The 7165-nt window shown below is 74.1% G+C and carries 5 protein-coding genes; 3 read left to right on the forward strand and 2 right to left on the reverse strand.

Annotated elements, in window-relative coordinates; genetic code table 11:
* Window positions 1-18: 18 nt before the first annotated feature.
* Window positions 19-1221 (reverse strand): lycopene cyclase family protein, encoded by a 1203-nt coding sequence (locus LCD33_RS15375; RefSeq protein ID WP_224957667.1) that lies wholly within the window; start codon window positions 1219-1221, stop codon window positions 19-21.
* A gap of 142 nt (window positions 1222-1363) precedes the next feature.
* Here LCD33_RS15375 and LCD33_RS15380 point away from each other — a divergent pair, with 142 nt between their 5' ends.
* Complete coding sequence (locus LCD33_RS15380; RefSeq protein ID WP_224957666.1) at window positions 1364-2938, forward strand: deoxyguanosinetriphosphate triphosphohydrolase family protein; 1575 nt, start codon at window positions 1364-1366, stop codon at window positions 2936-2938.
* 57 nt (window positions 2939-2995) lie between these two features.
* On the opposite strand, the gene LCD33_RS15385 is transcribed toward LCD33_RS15380, so the two are convergent.
* Complete coding sequence (locus LCD33_RS15385; RefSeq protein ID WP_224977985.1) at window positions 2996-4291, reverse strand: MFS transporter; 1296 nt, start codon at window positions 4289-4291, stop codon at window positions 2996-2998.
* A gap of 160 nt (window positions 4292-4451) precedes the next feature.
* Between LCD33_RS15385 and LCD33_RS15390 the strand changes: the two genes are divergently transcribed.
* Window positions 4452-5120: an acVLRF1 family peptidyl-tRNA hydrolase gene (locus tag LCD33_RS15390; RefSeq protein ID WP_224977986.1), complete on the forward strand. Its 669-nt coding sequence runs from the start codon at window positions 4452-4454 to the stop codon at window positions 5118-5120.
* Between the two features lie 251 nt (window positions 5121-5371).
* On the forward strand, window positions 5372-7000 hold the full coding sequence (locus LCD33_RS15395; protein WP_224957660.1) for an ABC-F family ATP-binding cassette domain-containing protein: 1629 nt from the start codon (window positions 5372-5374) through the stop codon (window positions 6998-7000).
* Window positions 7001-7165 lie beyond the last annotated feature (165 nt).

Raw genomic sequence — 7165 nt, forward strand, 5'->3', positions numbered from 1 at the left:
CGTGGCGTGCGGTACCGCTCAGAGACCGCCGAAGCCGTGCTGCGCCTCGCCGCCTCCGGGGCCGAATCCGCCGGTCACGAGCCTACGCCGGACGGACCAGGGGGAGCGGCGGAACAGCGCCGTCATCACCGCCGCCGTCCGGGCGGGGTCGTGGTCCGCCGCGAGGAACACGGCCTGGTCGGCGTCGGGCAGCGAGAAGAACACGTCGAAGAACTCGGGCACCAGTTCCGGCGGGAACGCCAGCAGCGCGCGCAGCGCCCGCCTGCGCAGCCCGTGCACCGCGACCGCGCGCGGCGGCCAGGAGATCGCCCAGGCCGCCTTCGACGCCTTCGCCGGACCCGCGCTCAGGCCCGCGCTGAGCGCTCCCGCCAGCCACGGCGCCTGCCGCAGCGCGGCGGCCACGCTGAACCCGCTGGCCGGGTGCACCAGGCCACCGGAGGCGCCGAACGCCACGACCCGGCCCGGCATCGGCACCGGGTCGTCCACCGGGAACCGCACCCGCTCCTCGGCGGCCCCGTCGGGCACCTCGATGCCCGCCGCCGCGAGCCTGCCGTGCAGCCGGCGGCGCAGCAGCGCCAGCGGCAGCGACGGCCGCCGGGCCAGCGAGGTCTCCTCCAGCAGCACCGCGCCGCCGCCGAGCCGCACGCAGTACAGGAAGGTCGGCCAGCCGCCGCGGGTGTCGGGCGCGGATCGCCAGTCCATGAACACCCCGGACCCCGGCGGGCACAGCGGTTCGGCCGCGGCCGAGTCCAGCACCACGCCCACCGCGGACTGCTGGGCCGCGGTCCGCGCCGGGCGGCCGCCGGAGAGCACCCGCGCCGCGCCGGAGGCGTCGACGACGAGGGCCGCGGCGAGCCGCCTGCCGTCCTTGAGGTGCACCGTCGATCCGGTCGGGCCGTGCTCGGCGCCCACCACGCGGCCCGTTACGTCCTGCACGTCGGACCGCCACAGGTGCTTCCACAGCGCGGTGTTGTCCAGCACGGCGTAGGGCCGGTCCAGTTCGTGGCGCGCGGTGCCGTAGGCCAGCATCGAGCCGGTCACGGCGGCGAGCGCCTCGCGCGGGACCGACGCGGGCAGTTCGTCGACCCAGGAGCCGTAGGTGTGCCCCCAGCCGCGCCGCGGCGCCGGATCCACCACGGTCGTGTCCAGTCCGGTGTCGGCGCAGGCCGCGGCCACCGCCCGTCCGGCCGGCCCCGCCCCCACGATGAGCACGTCCACCACGATGGCATCAGATCACGACCGGTGCGGGTGCCGCCGCTCGGCCGGGGCGGCTTCGACCACGCGCCGCGGGTTCCGGTGGTTCCGCGGTGGCGCCGTCCGAACGCTTCCCCGGCAGCGGGGAGGCACGCAGTAACGTGCGGGCATGCGAACCGATCCTCCGGTCGAGCGAACCTCCCGCCGCAGCGACGCAGTCCGCGCCGGACGCCCGGCCTCCGACCTGGCGGCCAGCCCGTTCCGGGCCGACCGGGACCGGGTGTCGAGCTCCGCGTTCTTCGCCCGCCTCGGTGGTGTCACGCAGGTCGTGACGCCCAGCGGGTCGGGGATGCTGCTGCACAACCGGCTCACGCACAGCTTGAAGGTGGCCCAGGTGGCGCGAGCCATCGGCGAGCGGTTGTGCGCCGATCCGGACGCGGCGGCGGTGATGGACGAGCTCGGCGGCTGCGACCTGGACGTGGTGGAGGCCGCCGGGCTGGGGCACGACCTGGGGCACCCGCCGTTCGGACACCTCGGGGAGACGGTGCTGGACCGGATCGCGCGCCAGGAATTCGGGCTCGTGGACGGTTTCGAGGGCAACGCGCAGTCGTTCCGGATCGTGAGTTCGATCGACGTGCGCGGCGACCCGGGTGGTGCCGGGGACGGCCTGGACCTCACGGCCGCGGTGCGCGCCGCGCTGCTGAAGTACCCGTGGACCCGGCGGCACCGCCCGTCGCCGCACCCGCGCGACCTGCGGGTCCCGCCGCGGGGCGCGTCGGAGCCGGACGAGGCGCCGGGCACCGGCTCGGCGAAGTTCTCCTGCTACGTCACCGAGCTGGAGGACATGCGGGACTGCCGGTCGGTGTTCCGCGGCCGCATCGAGAGCTGGCAGCAGACCGTCGAGGCCTCGGTGATGGACACCGCCGACGACATCGCCTACGCGATCCACGACCTGGAGGACTTCCACCGGGTCGGCATCCTGCAGCACACCACCGTGTCCAACGAGCTCACCGAATGGCTGGCGCACCAGGTGGAGCTGGCGAAGCTGGGCGACGCGGACCTCGCGGGCACCGAGCACCTGCCGGGCCGGTCGCTGGAGCGGCTGCGGCGCAGGCTGCACGCGAAGGACTCCTGGATCGCCTCGGACGCGGCGTTCACGGACGCGGTGAAGCGGGTGCTGGACGAGCTGGTCGCGAAGCTGCTCCAGGTGCCGTTCGACCGCTCCAAGCAGGCCGAGCAGGCGGTCGCGGTGTTCTCCGGTGAGTGGACGCGGCGGCTGGTGGAGGGCGTGCGGGTGGAGCGGACGCCGACGGTGCGCTCCGGGCACGTGTCGCTGGCACCGGAGCAGTGGCACGAGGTGCAGGTGCTCAAGTTCGTGCACCGCCGCTTCGTGCTGCAACGCCCCGACCTGGCGCTGCACCAGCGCGGCCAGGACCGGTTGCTGACGAAGCTGGTGACCGCGCTCGACTCGTGGCTGATCGACCGCAGCGAGGCGGCGCGGCTGCCGCACCGGCTGCGGGACCTGTTCGAACGGGCCCGCGCGGAGTTCGCGGAGCTGCGCGGGAGCGATCCGATCGCGCTGTCGACCGGCGGCCACGAGCTCGGCGCGGCGGACCTGGAGCGGTGGGCCCGCGGCCGCGCGGTGATCGACTTCGTGGCCTCGCTGACCGACGACCAGGCCGCGTCCCTCCTCGAAGCGCTCTCCGGCAGGACCACCCGGCTGTTCTCGGAGATCTCCATCTGAGGGATCCCCGTTCCCGCCGCGCGGGGTCCCGGCGCGGGGGAGTGGAGCTACCGGTCCTCAGCCGGTCGGCGGTGCCTCGGTGAGGGTGCGCCGGTAGGTCTCGGTGAGCAGGTAGCCGGAACCCAGCGAGATCAGGCACACCGCGATCACGTACCCGGCGATCGCCATCGACGAGCCGGTCCACCCGTACAGCGCGGTGCAGATCATCGGCGCCAGCCCGCCGCCGAAGATCGCCGCCAGCTGGTAGGCCAGCGACGCGCCGCTGTAGCGGAACCGGGTGCTGAACAGCTCCGCGAAGTACGCCGACTGCGGCCCGTACACCGCGGTCCGGCACAGCTGCACCACCACGCCGCCCAGCAGGAACAGGCCGATCGAGCCGCTGTCGACGAGCAGGAAGTACGGCACCGCGAACACCGCCAGCCCCGCCATGCCCGCCATCGACATCCCGCGCCGCCCGATGCGGTCGGAGAGCAGCCCGAACGCCAGCATCAGCGGGATGTCGGCGAAGCTCAGCAACGCGTTGGCGCCGAGGACGGTGGTGCGCTCGTAGCCCAACGAACTCGTCGCGTACGCCACGATCCAGGTGGTGCCCACGTAGAAGGTGGCGTTGGCGGCGAGGAACGAGCCCGCGGCCAGCGCCACGGTCCGCGGGTGCTCGCGCAGCACGTCGAGCACCGGCGCCCGGGTCCGCGGCTGCTCGCGGGCGGCCTGCTGGAACACGGGGCTCTCGCTGATCCGCAGCCGGATGAGCAGGCCGACGCCGATCAGCACCCCGCTGCACAGGAACGGAACCCGCCAGCCCCAGGTCAGGAACGCGGCCTCGTCGAGCCCGGCGGACAGCGCGGCGAACACGAGGTTGCCCAGCAGCAGCCCGGCGGGCACCCCGATCTGCGGCCAGCTGCCGTAGAAGCCGCGCCGGTGCGGCGGCGCGTGCTCCACCGCCATCAGCGCGGCCCCGCCCCACTCGCCGCCGACGCCGATGCCCTGCGCGAACCGCAGCAGCGCCAGCACCAGCGGGGCGGCGACGCCGATGGTCCCGTAGGTCGGCAGCGCCCCGATCAGCACCGTCGCCACGCCCATCAGCAGCAGCGACGCGACCAGCACCGGTTTCCGCCCGTGCCGGTCCCCGTGGTGCGCGAACAGCACCCCGCCCAGCGGCCGCGCGACGAACCCGACGGCGAAGGTCGCGAACGAGGCGAGGGTGCCGAGCAGCGGTTCGAACTCGGGGAAGAACAACCGGTTGAACACCAGCGCGGCGGCGGTGCCGTAGATGAAGAAGTCGAACCATTCGATGGTGGTGCCGATCAGCCCGGCGAACGCGACCCGCCGCGCGCTGGAAGGGGGAGCGGTCATCCCGGCGCACCTCCCGATCGATGTGATCCAGATCATCCGCACTCGGGTCGGTGCACGTCAACGGGCTGCCGATCGACGCAGCGGTGGCTCGGGCGAGCGGAGCCCCCGGCTGCGCCGAACGTCCTCGCGCCGGGAAGCCCGCGCGTGCTGGGATGGGGGCATGCGCAGCAGGGAACTCGTCGGGGGCGGCCGGGCGGCGGCGGTGCCGCCGGAACGGCTGGCCGGCTGGTTCGAGCGCTTCGCCACCCGCCACGGCGGGGCGGAGCGCACCGAGCTCGCCCCGCGCGAGGTCGTGGTCACCGCCGCCGACGGCGCCACCGCGCGGGTCGCGATCGCGTTCGCGGACCTGCCGGGGCCGCACGGCGAACGCCCCGGCCTCGCGGTGCGACCGCTGGTGGAGCACGCGCGCACGCCGCGGCGGATCGGGTTGGTGCTGGTGCGCCTCGGCGCGCACAGCGTCGGCATCGCCCGCGACGGCACCGTCGAGGTCTCCCACACCGACCGGCACCTGGTGCACGGCCGGAACAAGGCGGGCGGCCAGTCCCAGCAGCGCTTCGCCCGCCGCCGCGAGGGCCAGGCCCGGCGCTCGCTGGAGTCGGCCGCGGCCGACGTCGCGCGGGTGCTGCTGCCGGAGCGCGACCGGCTGGACGCGCTGGTGCTCGGCGGTGACCGGCGGGCCCTGGAGGCGCTGCGCGCCGAACCGCGGCTGCGGGAGTTCCTGGCCACCGCGGAACCGCGAGTGCTCGACGTCCCGGAACCACGGCGTTCCATCCTCGACGACGCCGCCGAACGCGCCACCGCCGTCGAGGTCCACGTCCGCGAACCGTGACCGGCCGGTCGCGTCCCGTCGCCGGGGTGCGGAGTGCGCGCCGGAGCCGCGGGACCGGCCGCTACACTGGGCACGTGGTGAGCAAGCGCGCGACGAACAGGTGCGCGGCGGAGCTCCGCCTGCGGGGGCCGCGCACGACGGTCTCCGCCGATTAGCCGCGGTGCCCTCGGCCCGTCGAACCCGGTGACCGGACCGGCCTGCGGCGGGCGTCCCCGTGATCTCGCTCGACCACTACGTCTTCGGAGCCTTCCTTGATCTCTGCCTCGGGCCTAGAACTGCGCGCGGGTTCGCGCATCCTGCTCTCCGGCGCCACGTTGCGCGTCCAGCCGGGCGACCGGATCGGCCTGGTCGGCCGCAACGGCGCGGGCAAGACGACGACGCTGCGGGTGCTCGCCGGTGAGGGCGAGCCCTACGCCGGGGAGCTCGTCCGACGCGGCGAACTCGGCTACCTCCCGCAGGACCCCCGCGAGGGCGACCTGTCGGTGACCGCGAAGGACCGGGTGCTCTCCGCCCGCGGCCTCGACCAGCTGCTGCGCGACATGGAGAAGGCGCAGACCGAGATGGCCGAGTTCGCCGACGACCGGAAGCGGGACAAGGCGATCAACCGCTACGGCAAGCTGGAGGAGCGCTTCGGCGCCCGCGGGGGCTACGCGGCCGAGAGCGAGGCCGGGCGGATCTGCTCGAACCTCGGGCTGGCGGACCGCATCCTGTCCCAGCCGCTGCGCACCCTCTCCGGTGGTCAGCGCAGGCGCGTCGAGCTCGCCCGCATCCTGTTCGCCGCCTCCGAGGCGGGGCCCGGCGGCCGTTCGGCGACGACCCTGCTGCTGGACGAGCCGACGAACCACCTCGACGCGGACTCGATCAACTGGCTGCGCGAATTCCTCCGCTCGCACGACGGCGGGCTCGTGGTGATCAGCCACGACGTGGACCTGCTGGCCGACGTGGTGAACAAGGTGTGGTTCCTCGACGCGGTCCGCGGCGAGGCCGACGTCTACAACATGGACTGGAAGCGCTACCAGGAGGCGCGGGCCGCCGATGAGAAGCGCCGCCGCCGCGAACGCGCCAACGCCGAGAAGAAGGCCTCCACGCTGATGGCGCAGGCCGACAAGATGCGCGCCAAGGCGACCAAGGCCGTCGCCGCGCAGAACATGGCCCGCCGCGCGGAGAAGCTCGTCAACGACCTGGAAGAGGAGAAGGTCGACGACAAGGTCGCCAAGATCCGCTTCCCCGACCCGGCGCCCTGCGGGCGCGTCCCGCTCACCGCGAGCGGGTTGTCGAAGTCCTACGGCTCGCTGGAGATCTTCAGCGGCGTGGACCTGGCGGTGGACCGCGGGGCGAAGGTCGTGGTCCTCGGTCTCAACGGCGCGGGCAAGACCACGCTGCTGCGGCTGCTCGGCGGCATGGAGGAACCGGACGCGGGTGCCATGGAACCCGGGCACGGCCTGCGCGTCGGCTACTACGCGCAGGAGCACGAGACCCTCGACCACGACGCGAGCGTGTGGGCGAACATCCGCAGCGCCGCCCCGGACACCCCGGAACAGCAGCTGCGCACCCTGCTCGGCGCGTTCCTGTTCCGCGGCGAACAGCTGGAGCAGCCCGCGGGCACCCTCTCCGGTGGCGAGAAGACGCGGTTGGCGTTGGCGGGCCTCGTCTCCAGCGCCGCGAACGTGCTGCTGCTGGACGAGCCGACGAACAACCTGGACCCCGCGAGCCGCGAGCAGGTCCTCGACGCGCTGCGCAGTTTCACCGGAGCGGTGGTCCTGGTCACGCACGATCCAGGAGCCGTGGAAGCACTCGAGCCGGAACGGGTGATCCTGTTGCCCGACGGGACCGAGGACCACTGGTCGGCTGATTACTTGGAGCTAGTGCAACTCGCCTGACGAGTGGTTTTTCCCACCACGACCTTTCCGCAACGCGTCACGGTCCGCCGCGACGACCGGTGGCCCCCCCCCCCCCGGGGGGCCCCCCCCCCCCCCCCCCCAACCCCCGGGGGCCCCAAAAAAACGTGGGGGGGGGGGGGGGCCCCCCGGCGGGGGGGCGGGGGG

This window comes from Saccharopolyspora sp. 7B, from assembly GCF_020177435.1.
Lineage (GTDB): Bacteria > Actinomycetota > Actinomycetes > Mycobacteriales > Pseudonocardiaceae > Saccharopolyspora_C > Saccharopolyspora_C gregorii.